Annotated in this window: 24 protein-coding genes and 1 pseudogene; 18 read left to right on the top strand and 7 right to left on the bottom strand. The window is 70.2% G+C overall.

The window, feature by feature from the left end; genetic code table 11:
• Positions 1–36 precede the first annotated feature (36 nt).
• Positions 37–996, top strand: coding sequence for a glycosyltransferase family 9 protein (locus tag IEX05_RS13620; RefSeq protein WP_373286307.1), 960 nt, complete (start codon positions 37–39; stop codon positions 994–996).
• Here the strand turns inward: IEX05_RS13620 and IEX05_RS13615 are convergent.
• From IEX05_RS13615 to IEX05_RS15535, 3 genes and pseudogenes are all read right to left on the bottom strand, one after another.
• Positions 971–1,780 carry a sigma-70 family RNA polymerase sigma factor gene (locus IEX05_RS13615; RefSeq protein ID WP_188702765.1) on the bottom strand — a complete coding sequence of 270 codons (810 nt, stop codon included), beginning with the start codon at positions 1,778–1,780 and terminating at the stop codon, positions 971–973. The genes IEX05_RS13620 and IEX05_RS13615 overlap by 26 nt on opposite strands.
• A 108-nt stretch (positions 1,781–1,888) precedes the next feature.
• Complete coding sequence (locus tag IEX05_RS15345; protein ID WP_229661329.1) at positions 1,889–2,254, bottom strand: hypothetical protein; 366 nt, start codon at positions 2,252–2,254, stop codon at positions 1,889–1,891.
• Between the two features lie 130 nt (positions 2,255–2,384).
• A pseudogene (locus IEX05_RS15535) lies at positions 2,385–2,858 on the bottom strand (DNA topoisomerase IB-related protein); the annotation flags it as partial.
• 118 nt (positions 2,859–2,976) lie between these two features.
• Between IEX05_RS15535 and IEX05_RS13605 the strand changes: the two are divergent.
• From IEX05_RS13605 to IEX05_RS13575, 7 genes are all read left to right on the top strand, one after another.
• Positions 2,977–3,897, top strand: coding sequence for an ABC transporter ATP-binding protein (locus IEX05_RS13605; protein ID WP_188702763.1), 921 nt, complete (start codon positions 2,977–2,979; stop codon positions 3,895–3,897).
• On the top strand, positions 3,894–4,655 hold the full coding sequence (locus tag IEX05_RS13600; protein WP_188702761.1) for an ABC transporter permease: 762 nt from the start codon (positions 3,894–3,896) through the stop codon (positions 4,653–4,655). The genes IEX05_RS13605 and IEX05_RS13600 overlap by 4 nt, the downstream gene beginning before the upstream one ends.
• 159 nt (positions 4,656–4,814) lie before the next feature.
• Complete coding sequence (locus IEX05_RS13595) at positions 4,815–5,912, top strand: sensor histidine kinase (protein ID WP_229661328.1); 1,098 nt, start codon at positions 4,815–4,817, stop codon at positions 5,910–5,912.
• 25 nt (positions 5,913–5,937) lie between these two features.
• Complete coding sequence (locus IEX05_RS13590) at positions 5,938–6,543, top strand: response regulator transcription factor (RefSeq protein ID WP_229661327.1); 606 nt, start codon at positions 5,938–5,940, stop codon at positions 6,541–6,543.
• Between the two features lie 132 nt (positions 6,544–6,675).
• Positions 6,676–6,774: a 30S ribosomal protein bS22 gene (locus tag IEX05_RS13585; RefSeq protein ID WP_005504750.1), complete on the top strand. Its 99-nt coding sequence runs from the start codon at positions 6,676–6,678 to the stop codon at positions 6,772–6,774.
• Between the two features lie 86 nt (positions 6,775–6,860).
• Positions 6,861–7,151: a rhodanese-like domain-containing protein gene (locus tag IEX05_RS13580; RefSeq protein WP_188702757.1), complete on the top strand. Its 291-nt coding sequence runs from the start codon at positions 6,861–6,863 to the stop codon at positions 7,149–7,151.
• On the top strand, positions 7,148–7,402 hold the full coding sequence (locus IEX05_RS13575) for a glutaredoxin family protein (protein ID WP_188702755.1): 255 nt from the start codon (positions 7,148–7,150) through the stop codon (positions 7,400–7,402). The genes IEX05_RS13580 and IEX05_RS13575 overlap by 4 nt, the downstream gene beginning before the upstream one ends.
• A gap of 41 nt (positions 7,403–7,443) precedes the next feature.
• Here the strand turns inward: IEX05_RS13575 and IEX05_RS13570 are convergent, their stop codons facing one another.
• From IEX05_RS13570 to IEX05_RS13560, 3 genes are all read right to left on the bottom strand, one after another.
• Positions 7,444–7,743 carry a Dabb family protein gene (locus IEX05_RS13570; RefSeq protein WP_188702752.1) on the bottom strand — a complete coding sequence of 100 codons (300 nt, stop codon included), beginning with the start codon at positions 7,741–7,743 and terminating at the stop codon, positions 7,444–7,446.
• 244 nt (positions 7,744–7,987) lie between these two features.
• On the bottom strand, positions 7,988–9,760 hold the full coding sequence (gene aspS / locus IEX05_RS13565; protein ID WP_188702751.1) for an aspartate--tRNA ligase: 1,773 nt from the start codon (positions 9,758–9,760) through the stop codon (positions 7,988–7,990).
• 61 nt (positions 9,761–9,821) lie between these two features.
• Positions 9,822–11,525: an FUSC family protein gene (locus tag IEX05_RS13560; protein WP_188702749.1), complete on the bottom strand. Its 1,704-nt coding sequence runs from the start codon at positions 11,523–11,525 to the stop codon at positions 9,822–9,824.
• A gap of 103 nt (positions 11,526–11,628) precedes the next feature.
• Here IEX05_RS13560 and IEX05_RS13555 point away from each other — a divergent pair, with 103 nt between their 5' ends.
• Complete coding sequence (locus IEX05_RS13555) at positions 11,629–12,321, top strand: DedA family protein (protein ID WP_229661326.1); 693 nt, start codon at positions 11,629–11,631, stop codon at positions 12,319–12,321.
• A gap of 7 nt (positions 12,322–12,328) precedes the next feature.
• Here the strand turns inward: IEX05_RS13555 and IEX05_RS13550 are convergent, their stop codons facing one another.
• On the bottom strand, positions 12,329–12,949 hold the full coding sequence (locus IEX05_RS13550; protein WP_188702748.1) for a histidine phosphatase family protein: 621 nt from the start codon (positions 12,947–12,949) through the stop codon (positions 12,329–12,331).
• 23 nt (positions 12,950–12,972) lie between these two features.
• On the opposite strand from IEX05_RS13550, the gene IEX05_RS13545 reads away from it, so the two are divergent.
• The 9 genes from IEX05_RS13545 (at position 12,973) to IEX05_RS13505 (ending at position 22,214) form a co-directional block, all read left to right on the top strand.
• Complete coding sequence (locus tag IEX05_RS13545) at positions 12,973–13,377, top strand: DUF3054 domain-containing protein (protein ID WP_188702746.1); 405 nt, start codon at positions 12,973–12,975, stop codon at positions 13,375–13,377.
• Between the two features lie 204 nt (positions 13,378–13,581).
• Positions 13,582–14,304, top strand: coding sequence for a Fic family protein (locus tag IEX05_RS13540; RefSeq protein ID WP_268237878.1), 723 nt, complete (start codon positions 13,582–13,584; stop codon positions 14,302–14,304).
• 46 nt (positions 14,305–14,350) lie between these two features.
• The gene (locus tag IEX05_RS13535) at positions 14,351–14,959 is read left to right on the top strand and encodes a TlpA family protein disulfide reductase (RefSeq protein WP_229661324.1); all 609 of its coding nucleotides are present in this window, start codon (positions 14,351–14,353) and stop codon (positions 14,957–14,959) included.
• Positions 14,956–15,705 carry a cytochrome c biogenesis CcdA family protein gene (locus IEX05_RS13530; protein ID WP_188702744.1) on the top strand — a complete coding sequence of 250 codons (750 nt, stop codon included), beginning with the start codon at positions 14,956–14,958 and terminating at the stop codon, positions 15,703–15,705. The genes IEX05_RS13535 and IEX05_RS13530 overlap by 4 nt, the downstream gene beginning before the upstream one ends.
• On the top strand, positions 15,686–17,338 hold the full coding sequence (gene resB / locus IEX05_RS13525; protein WP_188702742.1) for a cytochrome c biogenesis protein ResB: 1,653 nt from the start codon (positions 15,686–15,688) through the stop codon (positions 17,336–17,338). The genes IEX05_RS13530 and resB overlap by 20 nt, the downstream gene beginning before the upstream one ends.
• An 18-nt stretch (positions 17,339–17,356) precedes the next feature.
• Positions 17,357–18,346, top strand: coding sequence for a c-type cytochrome biogenesis protein CcsB (gene ccsB, locus IEX05_RS13520; protein WP_188702740.1), 990 nt, complete (start codon positions 17,357–17,359; stop codon positions 18,344–18,346).
• Between the two features lie 121 nt (positions 18,347–18,467).
• Entirely contained in the window at positions 18,468–19,247 is a 780-nt protein-coding gene (locus tag IEX05_RS13515) for a DeoR/GlpR family DNA-binding transcription regulator (protein WP_188702737.1), read from the top strand.
• Positions 19,244–20,230, top strand: coding sequence for a 1-phosphofructokinase family hexose kinase (locus IEX05_RS13510; RefSeq protein WP_188702735.1), 987 nt, complete (start codon positions 19,244–19,246; stop codon positions 20,228–20,230). The genes IEX05_RS13515 and IEX05_RS13510 overlap by 4 nt, the downstream gene beginning before the upstream one ends.
• Positions 20,231–20,240: 10 nt before the next feature.
• The gene (locus tag IEX05_RS13505; protein ID WP_188702733.1) at positions 20,241–22,214 is read left to right on the top strand and encodes a PTS fructose transporter subunit IIABC; all 1,974 of its coding nucleotides are present in this window, start codon (positions 20,241–20,243) and stop codon (positions 22,212–22,214) included.
• Positions 22,215–22,246: the final 32 nt, after the last annotated feature.

Genomic DNA, 22,246 nt, shown 5'->3' with positions numbered 1-22,246 from the left:
AAACGGGGGTTCCGTTCCGGCGCCGAATGGTGCATCATGCCCGGCATGCGCATCTCCCCACCCAGCGGCACCCGGCCCGCCGTCCTCGCGCTGCGCGCGCTCAAGCTCGGCGACCTTCTGGTCGCCGTCCCCGCGCTCCACGCGCTGAGGCGCGGGTTCCCGGAGCACGAGATCGTCTTCGCAGCGCCCGGGTGGCTCGAACCGATCGCGCGCCTCGTCGGCAGCATCGACACCCTCCTGCCCACGCCGGGGCTCGACGCGCCCCTGCCGATCGATCCCGGCACGGTCGATGTCGCCGTGAACCTGCACGGCAACGGGCCCGAGAGCCGCGCGATCATCGACGCCCTTGCGGCGCGGCGCACGATCGCGCACGGCGGGCGCGTCCCGTGGCGCGACGGGATCCACGAGCGCGAGCGCTGGGCGTCCCTCCTCTCGGGGCACGGCATCCCCGCGGATCCGTTGGATGTCGCGATCGCCGTGCCGCGGCTGCGGAACCCGGCCCCGGGCGCGGCCGTCGTGCACGTCGGCGCGTTCTACGGGGCGCGGCAATGGCCCGTGGCGAGATTCGCGGAGCTCGCCCGGGCGCTGCTCGACGACGGCCTCCGCGTCGTCGTCACCGGCGGATCCGCGGACGAGGCCCGGGCGCGCCGCGTCGCGGAGCTCGCGGGGATCCCCGAGGACGACGTGCTCGCGGGGCGCGCGGGCCTCGACGAGTTCGCCGCCGTCATCGCGGGCGCGGCGATCGTCTGCACGGCCGACACGGGCGCGGCGCACCTCGCGTCCGCCTACGGCACGCCCTCGGTCGTCGTCTTCGGCCCCGCTCCCGTCGAGGAGTGGGGGCCGCCGCCCGGTCCGCACATCGCGCTGACGGACGCGAGCGTGCGGCGCGGTGACGCCTTCGCCGCCGAACCGGATCCGGCGCTGCTCGCCGTCACCGCCCCCGACGTGATCCGGGCGGCGCGGACGCTCCTCAGGCGGCCAGAAGTTCGGGCGTGAGGCGCTCGCGCAGGGCGCTCAGCACCCGGGTGAGGATCCGCGAGACCTGCATCTGCGTGACGCCGATCTCACGGGCGATCTCGGCCTGAGTCATCTCCTCGGCGAACCTCATTCGCAGCACCAGCCGGTCGCGGTGGGAGAGGTCGCGGCACGCCATGGATAGCGCCATGCGCAGCTCGAAGTGCGAGAGGGAGGAGTTCTCGCTCGCCATCAGCTCGCCCAGGGACGCCCCCGAGGCGTCGTTCGACGGCGCATCGAGGGACACGGGGCGGCGCCCGCCCAGGCAGCCGAGCGCCGCCGACACCTCGTCGCGGCTCCACCCGGTGTCGCGCTCGATATCCCCGATGCCGGGTTCGCGTCCGAGCCGCTGGCCGAGATCGGAGATGCGCCGACTCACGTCGAGACCGCGCTCCTGCAGCTTCCGCGGCGGGCGCACCATCCACGTGGAGTCGCGAAGATACCGCTTGATCTCCCCGGAGATCGTCGGCACGGCGAAGGCGACGATGTCGTCACCGCGCTCGGGCTCGTACCGCGACACCGCCTTCGTGAGACCGATGTACGCGACCTGTCGCAGGTCGCGCGGGTCTTCGTGCGCGGAACGGAACCGGTGGGCCACCGCGTCGGCGACGTCGAGGTATTCGAGCACGACCTTCTGACGGATACGGCGACGCTCGGCGGCACTCGCCGTGCGCGCGTGGATCAGGGCGCGGCAGGCCCGCACGCGGCGGTCGTCGCGTTCGCGGGCGAGGTCGACGGCGTTCTCGGGGGCTGGTGTGGCACGCATGACTCGGTCCGGATCCTTCCGTGTGGGGCGTGAAACAGGGGGTCTGCACAGGGTCGCCCCGGCGCCGTAGAAGGAGGAGGGGCTTGCGGGGGAGGAGAAGGAGGAGTATCAGGAGCGCGCGCCCACGAGGGCCGCGAGCTGCCCCTCGACGTGCGCGATCGTGCCGTCGTCGACGACGATCCCGTGCTCGTAGCGGTCGATTACACGCGGGTCGATGTACGAGCTCCGGGCGACCGCCGGGGTGTTGCCGAGCACCTCGGAGGCATCGCGCGCCGCCGCCGCGACGGCGCGCTTTCGGCCCGCATCGCTCGTCTCCACGCCCCACCGCGCCAGGGAACGGGCCGCGACCGCCGTGCCGCGCAGCGTGCGGATGTCCTTCACCGTCGCGTCCCCGCCGGTGCGGGCGCGGAGATCGTCGTTGACGTCGGCGGAGCGGATCGGATGCCAGCCCGCGTCGTCGCGCCACGACAGCACCTGCGCGTCGCGCCCGCGCGCTCAGCTCGGCGAGCAGCGCCGCGAGATCCGGGTCGTCGAAGGAGCGCTCCCACGGCTCGCCGCTCTTTCCGATGAACGACAGCGAGACCGTGTTCCCTGCGACGGTGACGTGCTCACCGCGGAGGGTCGTCAAACCGACCGTGCCGTTCTCCTGCGCGTAGCGTTCGGACCCGACGCGCAGCAGCGCCGCGTCCAGCAGGCGGAACCCGCCCGCCAGGACCCGCTCGCGGCCCGTCCCCTCGCGTCGGAGGTCTCGCGTGACCCCGCGGCGCACGGAGGGCAGTCGCTCGGCGAGTTCGAGCGCGCGGTCGAACTTCCGCGCGGCCATTCGGCGCGACCAGTCGGCATGGTAGAGATACTGCGCGCGGCCCGCGTCGTCCACCCCGACGGCCTGAAGGTGACCGTTGGCGCGCGTGCAGATCCACACGTCCCGCCACGCCGGCGGGATCGCGAGCGAGCGGATCCGCGCGAGCGTCTGCTCGTCGCCGACGCGCGAGCCGCTCGGGTCGCGATACTCGAAGCCCCGCCCCCGGCGGATCCTGGTGATGCCCGGATCGCTCGGGCGGGTACGGCGTAGACGCATGCGACGAGGTAACAGGCCGGGAGGCGACCGGTCAAGGCGCTTGCGGGTGACATTCGTCATGTGCGCCGGGTGACAGCGGGGGATCGATCCGCGGCCGCCGCGGCGCGAGGCTTGAACCATGAATACGCAGACAGAGGCCGTCGCGCTGCGCGGCGCCGTGAAGGAGTTCCGCGCGGGAGGTGCGTCCTTCCGAGCGGTCGACGGCGTCGACCTGAGCATCCCGCGTGGCGAGATCGTCGCACTCCTCGGGTCGAACGGCGCGGGCAAGACGACGACCCTCGACATGGTCCTCGGGCTCACGAACCCGTCCGCCGGTGACGTGACCGTCTTCGGGGAGCCGCCCCGGCGGTCCGTTCGCGCCGGCCGCGTCTCGGCCGTCCTACAGACGGGTGGGCTGCTGCGCGACCTCTCGGTGCGCGAGACCGTCACGCTCGTCGCGTCGACGTTCCGGGATCCGATGCCGGTCGAGGCGGTGATGGAACGCGCCAACATCACGGGGATCGCGAAGCGGAGGGTCTCGAAGTGCTCCGGCGGCGAGCAGCAGCGCCTGCGCTTCGCGCTCGCGCTGCTGCCGGATCCCGCGCTGCTCGTCCTCGACGAGCCCACGGCGGGAATGGACGTGACCGCGCGGGCCGAGTTCTGGGACACGATGCGCGAGGACGCGCGCGCCGGGCGCACCATCGTCTTCGCGACGCACTACCTCGAGGAGGCCGACGCGTTCGCGCAGCGGATCGTGATGATGGCGGGAGGGCGCATCGTCGCCGACGGAACGACCGCCGAGATCCGCGCGACGGCAACGGGCCGCCGCGTGCAGGCGTACGTGCCCGCCGACCGCGAGGCGGCCGTGGTCGCCGAGCTCGAGGCCATGCCGGAGGTGCGGGCGGTCGCCGCCGACGCCGGGCGCCTCGTCGTCACGGCCGCCGACTCCGATGCCGTCGCGCGGGCGCTGTTGACCCGGTTGGGCGCCCACGATCTCGAGATCACGGCCGGCAGCATGGACGACGCCTTCCGCCTGCTCACCGAACGGAGCGCCTCATGAACGCCACCTACTTCCGCATCGAACTCGCCCGGGTGATGCGCGACGTCGTCTCGATGTTCTTCGTCGCCGTGCTCCCGGCCTTCATGTACGTGATCTTCGGTGCCGTGCAGGACTACGGTTCCGCCGACATCGGAAACGGCAACGTGGCCGCCTACGTGATGATCGGCATGGCCGCGTACGGCGCCGTGACCGCGACGGTCGGCGTGGGTGGATCCGCCGCTGTCGAGCAGATGCAGGGCTGGGGCCGCCAGCTCGGGCTCACACCGATGAGCGACGCGCAGCGCGTGACGACGAAGGCCGCCGTCGGCTTCGTCATCGCGATCATCCCGGTCGTCGCGATCTTCGTCATCGGGGCCCTCACCGGCGCGGAGGCGGAGCCGCACGTGTGGATCCTGAGCGGAGTTCTCGTCCTCGTCGGAGCCGCCGTGTTCAGCTTCTTCGGCCTCCTCGCGGGCCTGCTGTTCCGCAGCGAGGGCGCGGTCGGCGCGGCCAGCGGATCCCTGGTCATCCTCGGATTCCTCGGCAACGTCTTCTTCCCGCTCGACGGCGTGATGCTCGACATCGCGCGCTTCACACCCCTCTACGGGATCGTCGCGCTCGCCCGCTACCCACTCACGGAGGGGTTCGCGGCATCGATGACCGACGGATCCGTGTCGCAGGAGTCGCTCTGGGTACCGATCGCGAATGTCGTCTTCTGGGGCGCGGTCCTCGTGATCGCCACGATCCTCCTCGCCCGCCGCGGCCGCTCCCGGCAGTAACCCCCGCCGCCGCCGTTCCGTCCCTTCCGTTCGTACACGACGACGCAGATTTTTGGATGAAATGGCCCCGACACCGGTTTCCCGGCCGGCTGACCGGAAAATCTGCGTCGTTGTGTACGGGGCGGCCGATACAGCAAGGTGGGTGACACCATGGAGGGTGTGACAGTGGACGCCGACCGGCAGGGACCGTGGGAGCGCTTCGCCTGGGTGATGGGCGTCGTCTGGGTCGTGTTCATGGGCTTCCCGATCTCATCGGCCGTCCACGCCGACGTGTCGGTGACGGCGCGGGGGATCGCCGTCGCGCTGCTCCTCGCCTACGCGGTCGTGTACATCGCGGGCTACATCTGGATGATCCGGAGCGACGACTGGGGCATCGCCGCCCGTCGAGGCCTCACGGCGATCGTCGTGATGATCGCGCTGATGGCCGCCGCCGCCCTGCTCGTCGGCCCTGGCGCCCTCGGCGCCGGATCCTTCCTGCTCTCGCTCGCGATGTTCAGCGGACCCGTGCGCGCGTCGCTCTTCTTCGCCACGGGGCTCCTCATCGCGGAGTACGCCGCGCTCGCGATCGTGCTGTCGGCGGTGCCGAACGGCTTCGACGAGTACGGGGTCCTCTTCATGCCGCCCGCGATCGTGTTCGTCTCGGTGGGCGTGGTGCGCATGATCGTGGCGGCCCAGGAGCGCCACGACGTCATCGAACGCCAGATGGCCCTCGTCGCAGAGCGCGAGCGCGTCGCCCGCGACGTGCACGATGTGCTCGGCCACAGCCTCACCGTCGTGACCGTCAAGGCCGAGCTCGCCGAGCGGCTCATCGACATCGATCCCGAGCGCGCCAGGGCGGAGCTCGCAGAGATCCGCAGCCTCTCGCGCGAGGCGCTCGCCGAGGTGCGGGCGACCGTCGCGGGCCTGCGCGTCGCCCGCCTCGGCGACGAGCTCGACGCCGCGCGGGTCGCGCTCGCGGGCGCAGGAATCGCGGGAGAGGTACCGGCGGATCCGTCGATCGTCGATCCGCGACACCGCATCGTCGTCGCGTGGGTGCTGCGCGAGGCGATCACGAACGTCGTACGCCACTCGCGCGCCCTCCGGTGTGAGGTGACCCTGTCGTCCGACGGGATCGTCGTCGCCGATGACGGCGTCGGTCTCACGCGGGAGGCGATCGAGCACGGGTTCCGCGGCATCCGGGAGCGGGTCGCCGCGGCGGGCGGGACGCTGAGGGTGGAGCCCGCGGGGCCTGGCACGCGACTCGAGGTGCGCTGGTGACCGCGCACGAACGGAGGAACACATCGTGATCAAGATCCTGCTCGCCGATGACCAGGCGCTCGTGCGCGGCGCGCTCGCCGCGCTGCTCGACCTCGAACCCGACATCGAGGTGGTGGCCCAGGTGGGGCGGGGCGACCTTGTCGTCGCGGCGGCCCGAGAATCCGGCGCCGAGGTGTGCCTGCTCGACATCGAGATGCCGGGCGCCGACGGCATCGAGGCGGCATCGCGGATCCGCGGGGAACTGCCCGGCGTGCGTTCGCTCATCGTGACGACCTTCGGCCGTCCCGGCTATCTGCGGCGCGCGCTCGAGGCGGGAGCGAGCGGCTTCGTCGTCAAGGACACCCCGGCTGGCGAACTCGCCGACGCCGTCCGCGCCGTGCATGCGGGGCGCCGCGTCGTGGATCCGGCGCTCGCGACCGAGTCGCTCGCGGGCGGATCCAACCCGCTCTCGGATCGCGAGCGTGAGATCCTGCGCGCCGCGCTCGCGGGGGATCCGATCGCCGAGATCGCCCGCGCGGTGCACCTCTCGCAGGGCACCGTGCGCAACTACCTGTCGAGCGCTATCGCGAAGACCGGATCCGTGAATCGCGTGGCCGCGGCCCGCGCGGCCGAGGCGAACGGCTGGCTCTGATACCTAGCTGAGTGGTATCGCCGCCGGCATGGGGTACGATCCTCTGAGGCACTTTTTCTGCCGTTCCGTTCCCGGACGTCGGCACAACTCCTGTGCCAGGCTTCCAGCCCCCTAACTATTAGTGAGGTTCCCATGGGTTCAGTCATCAAGAAGCGCCGCAAGCGTATGTCGAAGAAGAAGCACCGCAAGCTGCTTCGCAAGACTCGTCACCAGCGTCGCAACAAGAAGTAAGCGACTGTGCGAGCGCCGATCCCCGAGGGGGTCGGCGTTTTCGTGTATCCGGGCCTTTCCCTCGGGCCCTGCGAGAGAATGGACACATGCAGGAGATCACCGTCGCCGAGCTGAAGGCGCGCACCAACACCCCCCTGATCGACGTCCGCGAAGAGTTCGAGTACGTCGAGGGGCACGCCCCCGGGGCGATCAACATCCCGATGTCCGAGATCGGGGCGCGCCTCGAGGAGCTGCCGATGGAGTTCGACGTGATCTGCAAGTCGGGCGGGCGCTCGGCTCAGGTCGCGATGGCGCTGGAGCCCCGCGGTTACGACGTCACCAACGTCGCGGGCGGCACCGACGCGTGGATCCTGGCCGGCTACGACGTCGAGCGATGACCGAGGTCACGCTCCTCACGAAGCCCGGGTGCCACCTCTGTGACGTCGCGCGCGAGGTCATCGACGTGACGCTCGCGGGCCTGCCGGATTCCGTCGCCGACACCGTCGAGGTGACCGAGGTGTCGATCCTCGACGACCAGGCCCTCTACGAGAAGTGGTGGGAGAAGATTCCCGTTGTGCTGGTCGACGGCGAACTCCACGCCCACTGGCGCGTGTCGCAGGATCGCCTCGCCGCGGCGCTTCAGGGCTGACGGAGATGGCCGCCCTCGGGGGCGGCCTTCTCGCGCGGGTGTTAGAGCTCGATGTCGATCGCGGCGCGACTCGTCTTGAACGTGCCGATGAAGTTCGCCACCTCGACGTGCGCCGGATGCGTGGCGTACACCGCCAGCGCATCCGCGTCGTCGAAGTCCGCGATGAGGGCAAAGTCGTAGTTGCCCTCGAGGTCGACGCCGTTCGCGCCGACGGTCATGGAGCGAAGGCCGGGAACGACGCCCACGAGCTTCTCGAGGCCCACGGCGGCCTCGGTGATCTTGGCGTTGCGGTCGTCTGCGTTGTCGGCCTCGACGCCGAACATCACGATGTGGCGGATCATGCCTTCAGCCTAGGGGATCGCCACGCCTCCCCACACCGTTCGGACGCCCTCCCCACACCGTTCGTATGACACCTTTGCGCAGTGTCGAGGCAAACAAGTGGCGAAAGGTGTCATATGAACGGCTGGGGCACGGACGGGGGAGGCGCGGGGACGCGCGTGGACGCGCGGGGACGGGCGGGGTGGAGATGGCGGAGCCCCGTTCGCGGTGGCGAACGGCGCTCCGGAGGAAGGCCGAGCTGCGGGCTTAGTCCTCGTCCTCCGGCACGAAGTCGACGCCGGCCTCGGCGCGCTGCTCCGGGGTGATCGGCGCCGGGGCGGCGGTCAGCGGGTCGAAGCCGTTGCCCGTCTTGGGGAACGCGATGACCTCGCGGATTGAGTCGACGCCGGCCAGCAGCGAGACGGTGCGGTCCCAGCCGAGCGCGATGCCGCCGTGCGGCGGCGCGCCGAAGGCGAAGGCGTCGAGCAGGAAGCCGAATTTCTCCTGGGCCTCCTCCTCGCCGATGCCCATCACCTCGAAGACGCGCTCCTGCACGTCGCGGCGGTGGATACGGATGGAGCCGCCGCCCATCTCGACGCCGTTGCAGACGATGTCGTACGCGTACGAGAGCGCGCCGCCGGGATCCTGATCGAAGGTGTCCAGGTGCTCCGGCTTGGGCGAGGTGAACGCGTGGTGCACCGCGGTCCAGGCCGAGTGGCCGAGGTCGACGTCGTCGGGGTCGGAGCCCGTCGGCTTGAACATCGGGGCGTCGACGACCCACACGAAGGCCCAGTCCTTGTTGTTGATCTCACCCGTCTGCTTGGCGATCTCGACGCGCGCGGCGCCGAGGAGAGCCTGCGCCTCGGTGGTGGATCCGGCGGCGAAGAACACGGCGTCGCCGGGCTTCGCGCCCGTCGCGGCGGCGAGGCCGTCGCGCTCGGCGTCGGACAGGTTCTTCGCGACGGGGCCGCCCAGCGTGCCGTCCTCCTGGAAGGTCACGTAGGCGAGGCCCTTGGCGCCGCGCGACTTCGCCCAGTCCTGCCAGGCGTCGAACTGGCGACGCGGCAGCGAGGCACCGCCGCTGTAGACGACGGCGCCGACGTACTCCTGCTGGAACACGCGGAACGTCGTCTCGGCGAAGTACTCCGCGAGTTCGACGATGGGGTTGCCGAAGCGCAGGTCGGGCTTGTCCGAGCCGTACAGGCGCATGGCGTCGGCGAAGGTGATGCGTTCGATCGGCGTCGGGACCTGCACGTCGATGAGCTTCCAGAGCTCGGAGACGAGCTTCTCGCCGAGCGCGATCACGTCTTCCTGGTCGACGAATGCCATCTCGATGTCGAGCTGTGTGAACTCGGGCTGGCGGTCGGCGCGGAAGTCCTCGTCGCGGTAGCTGCGGGCGAGCTGGTAGTAGCGCTCGACGCCGCCGACCATGAGCAGCTGCTTGAACAGCTGCGGCGACTGCGGAAGGGCGTACCAGGATCCGGGGCTCAGACGCGCGGGGACGACGAAGTCGCGGGCGCCCTCGGGGGTCGAGCGGGTGAGCGTCGGGGTCTCGACCTCGGTGAACTCGGCGTCGTTCAGCACGCGGCGGGCCACCTGAGCGGCGTCGGAGCGAAGGCGAAGCATGCGCGCCGGGGCGGGGCGGCGCAGGTCGAGGTAGCGGTGCTTGAGGCGTGCCTCTTCGCCGACGGTCTCCTGACCGTCGAGCGCCGTCGAGACCTGGAACGGCAGCGGGGCCGACTCGTTGAGCACCTCGACCTCGGCGGCGATGACCTCGATGTCGCCGGTCGCAAGGTTGTCGTTGGCGTTGCCCTCAGGACGCCGGGACACCTCGCCCGTCACGCGCAGCACGAACTCGCTGCGCAGGGGGTGCGCGGTCTCTTCGTCGCGGATGACCACCTGGGCGATGCCCGAGGCATCGCGGAGATCGATGAAGGCGACGCCACCGTGATCGCGACGACGATCGACCCAACCCGTGAGGGTGACGGTCTGACCGATGTGCTCGGCTCGAAGAGAGCCGGCCTTGTGGGTGCGCAGCACTTCTGTGATCCTCCTGAATAGGAAACAACGTATCCCGTCGATCCTAGTCGTGCAGGCTGAACTATCCCAGACGGGCGATGGCCTCGTATGCCTCGTTCTGCGCGGCGATCACCCGTGCCTCGTCGACGCGGTGCGTCCACCACTCGTTGTCCGCCGTGCGCACGGCGGCGGTGAGCTCGGCGAGGGCGGCGATGATCTCCCGCCGCGCGCGTCCCGCCGCGTGCGGATCCGCCGGCAGGGCGTCGCGGATCGGATCCGGCGCCGCGTCCCCCGGCTCGGACGCCGGGGATTCCGCGGCGGGATCCGCGAGCCTCAGGGCGGAGGCGGTCGCCGCCTCCAGCCGCTCGACGGCCTCCTTCGCGTGGCGGCGCAGGTGGCCGTTGCGGATCAGGAAGGCGGCGAGCACGCCCGCGATGACGCCCACGACCGTGTCGACCGAGCGCTCCCAGATGAGTTCGGCGGAGGAGAGCTGGCCGCCGAACTGGCTCATGAGCAGCGCGAGGGGCGTGACGAAGACCTGCGCGATCAGGTAGTTGCGTGCGATGAACGCCTCGGTGAGGGTGTTCAGCACGATCACGAGCACGGCGGCGACGATCAGGTCAATCTGCGCGACGGGGGCGATCAGGGCGTACAGCCACACGCCGATGAGCGCGCCCAGCGCGCGCGGCGGGGCCTTGCGCCAGGTGAGGAGCAGGTTCGGCTGCACGATGACCGCCGCGGCCGTGATGGCCCAGAACGGGCGGTCGCCGCCGCACGCCCAGGACACGAGCGCCGCGACGAGGCCCGCGAGCAGGACCCGCCAGAAGTACGGCGCGGACGGAGACAGGGGGTGGAACGCGGCGAGGATCCGGTGCCGTTCGGCAAACGACCGCGGCGCGTCGTGCGCGAGCCTCGCACCGCGGATCCGGTCCTGTTCCGCCTCGGTGAGCGGTGGGGAGGGGATCCGCGTGCGCGAGCGCACGAGCGCGCGGGCGTTCGCCTCCGCGCGCTCGGGGTGGGACTGTGAGGGGTCGGCGAGGATCCGTTCGCACGCGACGAGGTGCGCCGCGAGCGCCGCGCGGTCGGCGCCGCGCGCGAACGCGAGGGTGCGATGGGCGGCGGTGATGGCGGCCGCGAGAGCGTCTCTCGCCACCGGATCCTGGGGGTTCCGGCCGACGCGCGCGGTTGCGCGCATCGCGGTCGCGACGGCCCGCCGCTCCGGTCCATCGCGGCGGATGAGCGCGGGCGCCATGCTGACCAGCCACGAGATCGCGCCCGCGCCGGCGATGAGGGCGACGTGCAGCGCGAGGCCGCTCCATGTCTCGGGCGCGAAGCCCAGCGCGGTCACGAGGAAGATCGGGATGACGGCGGGCGGCATGCCGACGCTGGAGGCGTCGTGGGCGACCTTGATGACGGCGGCGAGGATGGCGGCGACGAGGATGCGGATCAGCATGCTGTCGGTCGCCGCCGCGACGGCCATGGAGATCGCGCACCCGAGTGTCAGCATCGCGATGAAGCCGGCAAGGGTGATGGCGCGTCGGCGATAGGGCAGCGCGTGTGCGAAGAGCGCGCACATCGATCCCGCCATCGTGTAGCCGGCGAGGTCGAGGCGCCCGAAGGCGAGGAGAATGCCCATCGCGATGACCGCCGAGGGGATGAGCGCGGCGGAACGCAGATACCACGCGTCCTGCGGGGCGCGCACGGAGCGCAGCGCCGGCCACAGCGCGAACTGCGGCTTCACGCGCGGAAGAGTGGTCGTTTCCTGGAAGCCCCGCCGAGATGTCACAGCGGAAAGCGTATTCCGGCGACCTGAAGGCGGACAGAGGGGCGTTCCATAGACGAGATTCACTAAGCTCGGTCGGGAACCGACGACGGAAACGAGATTCCCCGTGAACCACCGCCGCCTGACCGACATTCTCGCCGCCGCGACCGACGCCGCGCCCGAACAGCAATCGTGGCTCGGCGCGCTCGTCGAGTGGGCCGTGTCGCTGATGGACCTCATCGGTCCGATCGGCGTCGGCATCGCGATCGCGTTCGAGAACATCTTCCCGCCGATCCCGAGCGAGGCGATCCTGCCCGCCGCGGGCTTCGCCGCTCACCAGGGAGCCTTCGGCGTCGTGCCCGCGATCGCCTGGGCGACGGCCGGTTCTCTCGTGGGCGCGCTCGCGCTGTACCTCATCGGCATGCTCGTGGGCGTCGCACGCCTGCGCTGGCTGTTCGACAAGATCCCGCTGCTGCGCGCCGAGGACATCGACAAGACCGTCGCGTGGTTCACGCGGCACGGCTCCGCGGCGGTGTTCTTCGGGCGGTTCCTGCCGATCTTCCGCAGTCTCATCTCCATCCCGGCCGGCGTGGTGCGCATGCCGATCTGGCGATTCCTGCTCTACACGGGCCTCGGCAGCCTCATCTGGAACACCGTCTTCATCATGATCGGATGGTTCCTCGGATCGGCGTGGCACGTCGTCGAGGAATACATGGGCATCGCGCAGAACGTCGTGATCGTCGTCGTCGCCGCGCTGCTCGTCTGGTTCGTGGTCGCCCGCGTGCGTCAGATCCGGCGCGAGCGCGAGACCGAGGCCTAGGCCGGCGTCACACCGCGCCGAGATCGACGCCCGCCGAGGCCGGTTCGGCGTAGCCGATCTCGTCGAAGGATCCGTCGGCGCGCCGCGCGAAGCTCGTCACGCTCGAGAGGGCGCAGCGGCGGGTCGTGGGGGAGTGCGCGAGCTTCTCACCCGCGATCGCGAGGTGCGCGATCCAGATGGGCGCCTGGTGGGAGACGATGACGACGTCGCCCGAGTCTGTCTCGTCCCAGGCGTCCGCCATCGCGTCGATCATTCGGGCGGCGATCGACGCGAACGGCTCGCCCCAGCTCGGCTTGGAGGGGTCGATCAGCAGGCGCCAGTTCAGCGGGTTCAGCACGGCGCGCTTCATCCGCTTACCGGCGAAGGAGTTCCACGGCTCGACCACCCGCTCGTCGAGCACGGGGGTGAGGCCGAACTGCTCGGCGAAGGGCTCCGCGGACTCCTGTGTGCGCTGCAAAGGCGAGCACACGAGCCGCGTCACGGGGCGATCCGCGAGATAGCCCGCGGCCGCGCGGGTCATGCCGCGGCCCGCTTCGCTCAGCCCGAAGCCGTCGATTCGTTCGTACAGAACTCGCGTGGGGTTGTGAACCTCTCCGTGGCGGACGAGGTGGAGGCGCTCGGCTGGCATGCTCACCACGGTACCGTGAAGGGATGCGCCGCCGCCCCTGGATCCCCGCCCTCATCGACGTCGTCGTCATCGTGGCCTTCGCCGCCATCGGGATGTCGAGTCACGAGGAGAGCATCAGCGCCCCGACGCTCGCGACCGTCGCCTGGCCGTTCCTCGCGGGCGGCGCGATCGGATGGCTGGTGAGCCTCGCCTGGCGGAACCCCGCCGCACCCCTGCGCACCGGTCTGCCGGTGTGGATCCTCGCGGCCGGCGGCGGAATGATCCTGCGCGTGGCGACCGGCGGCGGCTTCGCCGTGCCGTTCCTCGTCGTGACGCTCATCGTGCTCGCCGTCCTCCTCATCGGCTGGCGCGCTCTCGCGGCGCTCGTGGCGTGGCGGCGCTCGCACCGCGTCTCGTCGCGGAGCGAGCGTCCGGTCGACGCGAGGTAACAAATTTCTTTGCACGTCGCGATAACGTGTAAAAGAATCGAGCAATTTCTTACACGTTACGGCGACACTGCAATACGCTTTGCGGAGGATCCCGACGCCGCGAACAACCCTGCGACGAAGGAGACGCTGCGATACCGTGAGGCGCTTTTCGCCGGGCTGGAGGCGATCCGCGATCGGCCGCTTTCCGCGACGACGGCGGTTGATGTGTGTGAGCGGATCCATCATCGGCGCATGACCGTCCGCACTCTCCCGGGCACGTTCATCGGAAACCCGACGACGAGACGCGCCATCTACACACCGCCGACGGGGGAGCGGATCATCCGCGACAAATTGTCGAACTGGGCGGAGTATCTGCATGCGCAGGATGGGGTCGACCCCCTCGTGAAGATGGCCGTCGCGCACTACCAGTTCGAAGCGATCCACCCGTTCGAGGACGGCAACGGGCGCACGGGGCGCATCCTGAACGTGCTCTACCTCGTCGAGGCGGGCCTTCTGCACGCTCCGATTCTCTTCCTCTCGCGATACATCATCCAGAGCAAGCAGACCTACTATCGGCTGCTACTCGGCGTGACGCGCGACGGCTCGTGGGAAGAATGGATCAGATTCATCCTCCGCGGCATCGCGGAAACGGCGGAACAGACGATCGCGAAGATCGACGAGGTTCAGGAGCTGCAGGAGCAGGTGCGCAATGCAATGCGCGAGTCGACCTCCGCGGGAAGTAACGCCGACCTACTCGACCTCCTCTTCGAGAAGCCGTATGCGCGAATCTCGGATGTCATCGAGCGATGCGGAGTCTCTCGGCCTACCGCGACCGCATGGCTGGATGCGCTCGTCGCTACCGGTGCGCTCCTGACGACGAAGATCGGCCGGGAGCGCCTCTTCATCAATGCCCGCTTCCTCGGCATCCTCGCGGGTGACCATCGCTGATCCGCATTCAGCCTCCTCCTACTACTACACTCCGTAGAATTGTGGCGTGCCCTCGAAGAAGCTGATCCGTCGCGCCGCCGCGCTTGCGTCGATCGTGGCCCTCGGTGCGACGCTCGCCGCCTGCGCTAACGACCCCGTCGCCGAGCAGTATCTCTCGGGCGACACCAAGGGCTATATCTCGGGCGAGTTCCAGGTGCAGGAGATCGCTCCCGATGACCGCGGCGAACCCGTCGCGTGGTCGGGGGTGACGGAGCACGGCGACGAGTTGTCGAGCGACGACACCTCGGGCAAGGTCACGGTCGTGAACTTCTGGTACGCGGACTGCGCGCCGTGCCGCACCGAGGCGCCGCACCTCGAGAAGGTCTGGCAGGACCACCAGGACGGCGACGTCGCGTTCGTCGGCATCAACATCGAGAACGAGGCCGAGACGGCGCGCGCGTTCGCGGAGACCTTCGGCATCACCTACCCGAGCCTCATCGACGGCAAGGGCGGCGAGGCGAAGCTCGCCTTCGCGGCCGCGACGCCGCTGCAGGCCACCCCGATCACTCTCGTCCTCGACCGTGAGGGGCGCGTGGCCGCGCGCATCATCAGCGCCATCGACTCGCCCTCGGTCTTGAACACGCTCGTCGACGACGTCCTCGAAGAGGCGGCGTGAGCCTCGAGCAGCTCGTCGGCGTCGGCGCGCTCTGGGCCGCGATCCCGATCGCCGTCTTCGCCGGACTGCTGTCGTTCCTCTCGCCGTGCGTGCTGCCCCTCGTGCCCGGGTACCTCGGGTACATCTCCGGGGCGGTGCTGCCGAAGGACAAGCAGGGCGAGCTCGCGCCCCGCGGGCGCCTCGTCGGCGGCGTGCTGCTGTTCATCGCCGGCTTCACCGTCGTCTTCATGGCGATGAACATCTTCTCGGGTGGGCTCGGGGTCTTCTTCTTGAAGTACAACGACCTCATCACGCGCATCCTCGGCGTGGTCATCATCCTGATGGGACTCGTCTTCCTGGGTCTGTTCGGCTTCGCGCAGCGCCAGGCGAAGCTGAGCCTCAACTCCAATCTCGGACTCGTGGGCGCCCCGCTTCTGGGGCTCGCCCTCGGTCTCGGCTGGGCGCCGTGCATCGGCCCGACCCTCGCCGTGATCATGAGCCTGTCGTGGAACACGGGAGACGTCTGGCGGGCGGGCCTGCTCGGCCTCGCCTACTCGCTGGGGCTCGGGATCCCCTTCCTCATCGCGGCCCTTGGGCTCGGGTGGGCGACGAAGTCGCTCGCGTTCATGCGCCGCCACGTGCGCACGATCAACGTCATCGGAGGATCGCTGCTGATCCTCATCGGCGCCCTCATGGTGTCGGGAATCTGGGGCATCATCATGGCGCGACTGCAGGGGGTGATCGGCAGTGTCAACCTCCCGATCTAGCAACGATCCGAAACGTCCGGCGGACCACTACGACTCCGAGGTCGAGTCCGGCGTCAACGAGCCCAAGCTGGGCTTCGTCGGGTGGCTGCGCTGGGGGTGGCGCCAGCTCACGAGCATGCGCACGGCCATCGTGCTCCTGCTGCTCCTCGCGGTCGCGGCGATCCCCGGTTCGATCTTCCCGCAGCGCTCGGCCGACCCGAACGGCGTCGTGCAGTGGCAGAACGACAACCCCGACTGGTTCCCGATCGTCGACAAGCTGCAGCTCTTCGGCGTCTACGGATCCGCGTGGTTCTCGGCGATCTACCTGTTGCTGTTCGTCTCGCTCATCGGCTGCATCCTGCCCCGCACGAAGCACCACCTGAAGGCGCTGCGTCAGAAGCCGCCGCGCACGCCCGCGCGCCTGAACCGGCTCGCGGACTTCCGGGAGGAGCGCAGCGAGGCGGATCCGGCGGTCGCGCTCGACGCCGCCGAGAAGCGCCTGAAGCGACTCGGCTATCGCACGGAACGCTACGGATCCAGCGTGTCGGCCGAACGCGGCTATCTGCGCGAGACGGGCAACCTCGTCTTCCACGCCGCGCTCGTGGGCGTGCTGATCTGCGTCGGCATCGGCGGGCAGGTCAAGTACACGGGCCAGTCGGTGATCGTCGAGGGCGAGACCTTCGTGAACTCGCTCATCAACTACTCGTCGATGAACAAGGGTCGCCTGGTGGGCGACGAGGCGCTCACGCCCTACTCGATGACCCTCGACTCCTTCGACGTCTCCTATGTTCCCTTCGGTGAGAACGGCGCGGGCCAGGCGGGCGACTTCGCCGCGAACGTCACGATCCGCGAACCCGAGGGCGACGAGCAGACGGGATCCGTGCGGGTGAACCACCCGCTGAACGTGCACGGCGACGACGTCTACCTGCTCGGCAACGGCTACGCGCCGACGATCACGGTGCGGGGTGCCGACGGTGACGTCGTGTTCAAGCGCTCCGTGCCGTTCCTCCCGTCGAGTGACAAAAACCTCACCTCGACGGGAGTCGTGAAGGTGGCCGACGGCCTGGAGGAGCAGCTCGGGCTCATCGGCTTCTTCTACCCGACGGCGGCCGAGCTCGAGTCGGGTGCGCTGACGTCCGGCTATCCCGACCTGTACAACCCCGTGCTGACGTTCCGCGCGTACGTCGGCGACCTCGGTATCGACGACGGCATTCCGCGTTCGGTGTACGAGCTCGACCCGAGCGGGATGACCGAGATCGCCGGGCCGGATTCGGACGTCACCTCGCTGCAACTCACGCCGGGCGAGACGGTCGAGCTGCCGGGCGGGCGCGGATCCATCACCTTCGAGGACGAGACCCCGGAGGGGGTCGACAGCGCCGAGGTGGGGTTGACCGAGTCGGTCAAGCGCTTCGTCTCGCTGCAGGTGCATCACGACGGCACGAAGCTGTGGGTTCTCGCCTTCGCGATCCTCATCGTCGGCGGCCTGATCACCGCGCTGCTCGTGCCCCGTCGCCGCATGTGGGTGAAGGTCACCCCCGACGGGGAGGGCTCCCGGATCGAGTTCGCGGGCCTCGCCCGCGGCGAGGACCCCGCCATCCGTCGCGCGGTCGACGATCTCGCCGGCGCCCTCACGTCCGAGCTGAACGCCAAGTAACGAACCTAGGATCGGGATATGCCTGCTGAAAATGCGCTCACCTTCGACACATGGTCGGTGATCTCGCTGTGGACCGCGATCGCGGTGTACGCGCTGGCGTTCATCTGCTACGCGATGGATCTCGCCAAGCGCTCCGACTCGTCGATCAAGCAGCGCGACCGCGAGCTGGTCGTCGCCGGCGGCGGATCCGCCCCGCGCCTGGCGCTCGCCGCCGACGAGCCCGTCGCGCACACGAACAACGTGATGGCGCGCATCGGCACGACCCTCACGTGGATCGCGTTCCTGCTGCACCTCGTCGCCGTCGTGCTGCGCGGAATCGGCGCGGGGCGCGTGCCGTGGTCGAACATGTACGAGTTCGCGATGACGTCCACGATGCTCTTCATCGCGGTGTACCTCGTGGTGCTGTTCTGGAAGGATCTGCGCTTCGTCGGCGCGTTCATGACGGGCCTCGTCACGGTGCTCCTGGGCGCGGCGTCGATGCCGAACATCTATGTGCAGATCACCCCGCTCGCGGATCCGCTGAAGTCGACCTGGCTCGTCATCCACGTCTTCGTCGCATCGCTGTCGACGGCGTTCCTCGCGCTCGCCTTCGCGCTTAGCGTGCTGCAGCTGCTGCAGGCGCGCCGCGAGCGCCTCGAGCGCGAGGATCCCTCCCGCGACGAGAAGAAGAACATGCTGCGCACGGTCCCGAACGCGGATGCCCTCGAATCGCTCGCCTACCGGGTCGCGATCATCGGCTTCATCCTGTGGACCTTCACGCTCATCGCCGGCGCCATCTGGGCGCAGGACGCGTGGGGCCGCTACTGGGGCTTCGACACCAAGGAAGTCTGGACCTTCATCATCTGGGTGCTCTACGCGGGCTACATCCACGCGCGCGCGACGCGCGGGTGGCGCGGCACCCGCTCGGCGTGGCTCGCGATCGTCGGCTTCATCGCCGTGCTGTTCAACTTCACGATCGTGAACATGTTCTTCGACGGCCTGCACTCCTACGCCGGCCTTCCGGACTGACCCCCGGCGCCCCGCAAACGGATCCTCCCCTCCGGGAGGGTCCGTTTGTGCGGTTCCGGGGTCGCGCCGGCCCACACCGAGGGTGTTGTTTTGTCTGTGTTTGTGTTGTAACGTGTGGGTTATGTATCAGGCAGAGCGGCTCGATCTCATTGCGCGCGCGGTGCGCGAGGCGGGACGCGTGTCGGTGCGCGAACTCGCGGAACGATTCGACATCACGACCGAGACGGTGCGCCGAGACCTTCAGGGGCTCGAAGAGGCCGGATCCCTGCAGCGCGTGCACGGGGGAGCGATCGCCGTGCGGCGCGCGAGCCTCGTCGAGCGCGGGGTGGGCGAGCGCCTCGCCGCCCAGGGCGAGGAGAAGAAGCGGATCGCGGAGCGCGCCGCGCGGGCGATCGCGCCCGGCTTCTCCGGATCCATCCTGATCGACGCGGGTACGACCACCGCGGCGCTTCTGGATCCGCTGCTCGCTCGCATCGCGGGCGGATCCGCGCAGATCGTGACGAACGCCGTCGCCCACGCGGCCTCGCTGGCGGGCCGCGACGGCGTTTCGGTCACGGTGCTCGGAGGGCGCGTGCGCTCGGTCACCGGCGCCGCCGTCGGCATCGAGACGGTGCGCGACATCGACCGGCTACGCCCCGATGTTGCCTTCATCGGCACGAACGGGTTCTCCGCCGACTTCGGTCTCAGCACGCCCGACGTCGACGAGGCCGCCGTCAAGAACGCCATGGTGCGCGCCGCGCGCCGGGTGGTGGTGCTGAGCGACTCGTCGAAGTTCGGCGACGAGTCGCTGACGCGCTTCGCCGGTCTCGACGACATCGACGTCGTCGTCACCGACGCCGAGCCGCCCGCGGACCTCGCGGCGGCGCTCGACAATGCAGATGCGGAGGTGTGGGTCGCATGATCGTCACACTCACCATGAACCCGGCGCTCGACCGCACGGTCTCTCTGCCCGCGCCCCTCTCGGTCGGCGAGGTCCAGCCTGCCTCGGAGATCCGCGAGGACGCGGCGGGCAAGGGCGTGAACGTCGCGCGGGTTCTCGCGGCGGCGGGCGACGAGGTGCGCGCGGTGCTGCCGCTCGCGTCGACGGATCCGTACGCGGCGGCACTGGAGGCCGGGGGCGCGCGGATCCGCCGAGCCGAGGAACCCGCGCCGACCGGCTCGGCGGCCGCCCTCGACGTCGTCGCCGTGCCGATCACGGGCCGCGCCCGCGCCAACATCGCGATCACCGACCCGGCCGGGGAGACCACGAAGCTCAACCTGCCGGGCCCGGCGCTCTCGAGTGACGCGGCCGAGCCGCTCATCGACGCCGTCGTGGCGGCGAGCGAGGGGGCCGACTGGCTCGCCCTCTGCGGATCGCTTCCCCCCGGCGCCGGCGACGACTTCTACGTGCGGATCATCGAGGCGGTGCGCGGCCGCATCGCGAGCCCGCCGCTGATCGCGGTCGACACCTCCGGCCCCGCGCTCGCGGCCACCGTCGCCTCCGGGAAGCCCGATCTCATCAAGCCGAACGAGATCGAGCTCGCCGAGCTCGCGGGCGTGCCGGTCCGCTCCGAGCCCGCGGCGGTCGCCGAGATCGCGCGCGCGCTCGTTCCGGCGCGGATCGGATCCGCGCTCGTCACCCTCGGCGGCGACGGCGCCGTGCTCGTCACCCCCGAGCGCGCGATCCACGCGACCATCCCGCCGCACATCGCGGTGCGCTCGACCGTCGGCGCGGGCGACAGCTCGCTCGCCGGCTACCTGCACGCCCGCGTCGCGGGATCCGCGGACGGCGCCGCGCTCGACGCGGCCGTGCGCCATGGATCCGCGACCGCCTCCCTTCCGGGCACGCGCCTCGCGACGCCCTCCGACCTCCCCGAGGGCGCAGTCGCCCTCACGACCCTCTAAGGATCAGCTCATGTCAACAATCACACCGGCGCTCGTCAGCCTCGATGTCGAGTTGGGTGCCGATAAGGAACAGGTGCTTCGCGCGCTCGCCGCGCGCTTCGTGGACGCGGGGCGCGCCGGCGACGCCGACGAGCTCTTCGCCGCCGCATGGGCGCGCGAGGAGCAGGACGCGACCGGGCTTCCGGGCGGCATCGCGATCCCGCACGCAAAGACGGCCACGGTGACGCAGGCGTCGCTCGCCTTCGCTCGCCTGTCGCCGGGGGTCGACTTCGGCGGCGGCGACCCGAGCGACATCGTCTTCATGATCGCGGCCCCCGACACCGCCGCGGAGGAGCACCTCGCCGTGCTCTCGCAGCTCGCCCGCCACCTCATGGACGAAGACTTCCTCGCCGCGCTCCGCGCCGCCGCGACCGCCGACGAGGCCGTCGCGATCGTGCGCGAGGCGATCGGCGAGGCGCCCAGCTCGGAGGCGGTCGCCGCACCGGCCGCCTCCGAATCATCCGCCGCACCCGCGACCGCGCAGGCGGCCACCGGTGCGAAGAAGATCGTGGCGGTGACGGCCTGCGCGACGGGCATCGCGCACACCTATATGGCGGCCGACGGGCTGACGAAGGCCGCGAAGGACGCGGGTGTCGAGTTCCACGTCGAACCCCAGGGATCCAGCGGCTACGAGCCGCTCGACCCCACGGTCATCGCCGACGCCGACGCCGTGATCTTCGCGGTCGACGTCGACGTGCGTGAGCCTGGCCGCTTCGGCGGCAAGCCCGTGATCCGCCGCCCCGTGAAGGCCGGCATCGAGCACGCGGCCGAGCTCATCGACCTCGCCGTCGCCGCAGCCGACGACCCGAACGCGGAGCGCGTGTCGGGATCCGCCTCGGAGTCCGCCCCCGCGCAGGCGGATGAGGGCTGGGGCAAGCGGATCCAGCGCATCCTGATGACGGGCGTCAGCTACATGATCCCCTTCGTCGCGGGCGGCGGCCTGCTGATGGCGCTCGGCTTCCTGCTGGGCGGCTTCGAGATCAACGGCGTCGCGGGCGACATCGTCGTGAACAACGCGCTCTGGAACCTGCCCGACGGTGGGCTGTCCGAGTACCTCGGCGCGGTCGCCTTCGCGATCGGAAACGCGTCGATGGCGTTCCTCGTGCCGGCGCTGGCCGGCTACATCGCCTTCGCGATCGCCGACCGCCCGGGCATCGCGCCGGGCTTCGTCGCCGGATCCGTCGCGCTCATCATGAGCGCCGGCTTCATCGGCGGAATCGTCGGCGGTCTGCTCGCGGGACTCGCGGCCTGGTGGCTCGGTCGCCTCAAGGTGTGGCGCTGGGTGCGCGGGCTGATGCCCGTCGTGATCATCCCGCTGCTCGGATCCATCTTCGCCTCGGGCCTGCTGCTGCTCGTGCTGGGCGCCCCGATCGCCGCGCTCATGAACCTGCTCGAGGGCGGGCTGACGAACCTCGCCGAGTCGGGCCTGCTGCCCGTCGTCGGCATCATCCTCGGCCTCATGATGTGCTTCGACCTCGGTGGACCCATTAACAAGGTGGCGTACGCCTTCGCCGTCGCCTCCCTCGCGGACGGCTCGCCAGACAACCCGATCCCGTACTACATCATGGGCGCCGTGATGATCTCGGGCATGGTGCCGCCGCTCGGCATGGCGCTCGCCTCCACGGCCCTCGCGCGCACCAAGTTCACCGCCGCCGAGCGCCAGAACGGCGTTGCGGCCTGGCCCATGGGGCTCGCGTTCATCTCGGAGGGCGCCATTCCCTTCGCCGCGGCCGATCCGCTGCGCGTCATCCCGGCGTCGATGGTGGGCGGTGCGCTGACCGGCTTCCTCACGATGCTCTTCCACGTCGGATCCCAGGCGCCGCACGGCGGCCTGTTCGTCGCCTTCGCGATCAGCCCGATCTGGGGCTTCCTCGTCGCGCTGCTCGCCGGCACGGTCGTCACGGGCGTGCTCGTGAGCCTGCTGAAGAAGAAGGTCGTCGCGTAGCGCCGGTCCACTCCGGTTCGAAAAACTGCTGT

This window comes from Microbacterium nanhaiense, assembly GCF_014646015.1.
In the GTDB taxonomy this organism is placed as follows: domain Bacteria; phylum Actinomycetota; class Actinomycetes; order Actinomycetales; family Microbacteriaceae; genus Microbacterium; species Microbacterium nanhaiense.
This window is presented reverse-complemented; position numbering and strand designations above follow the sequence as displayed.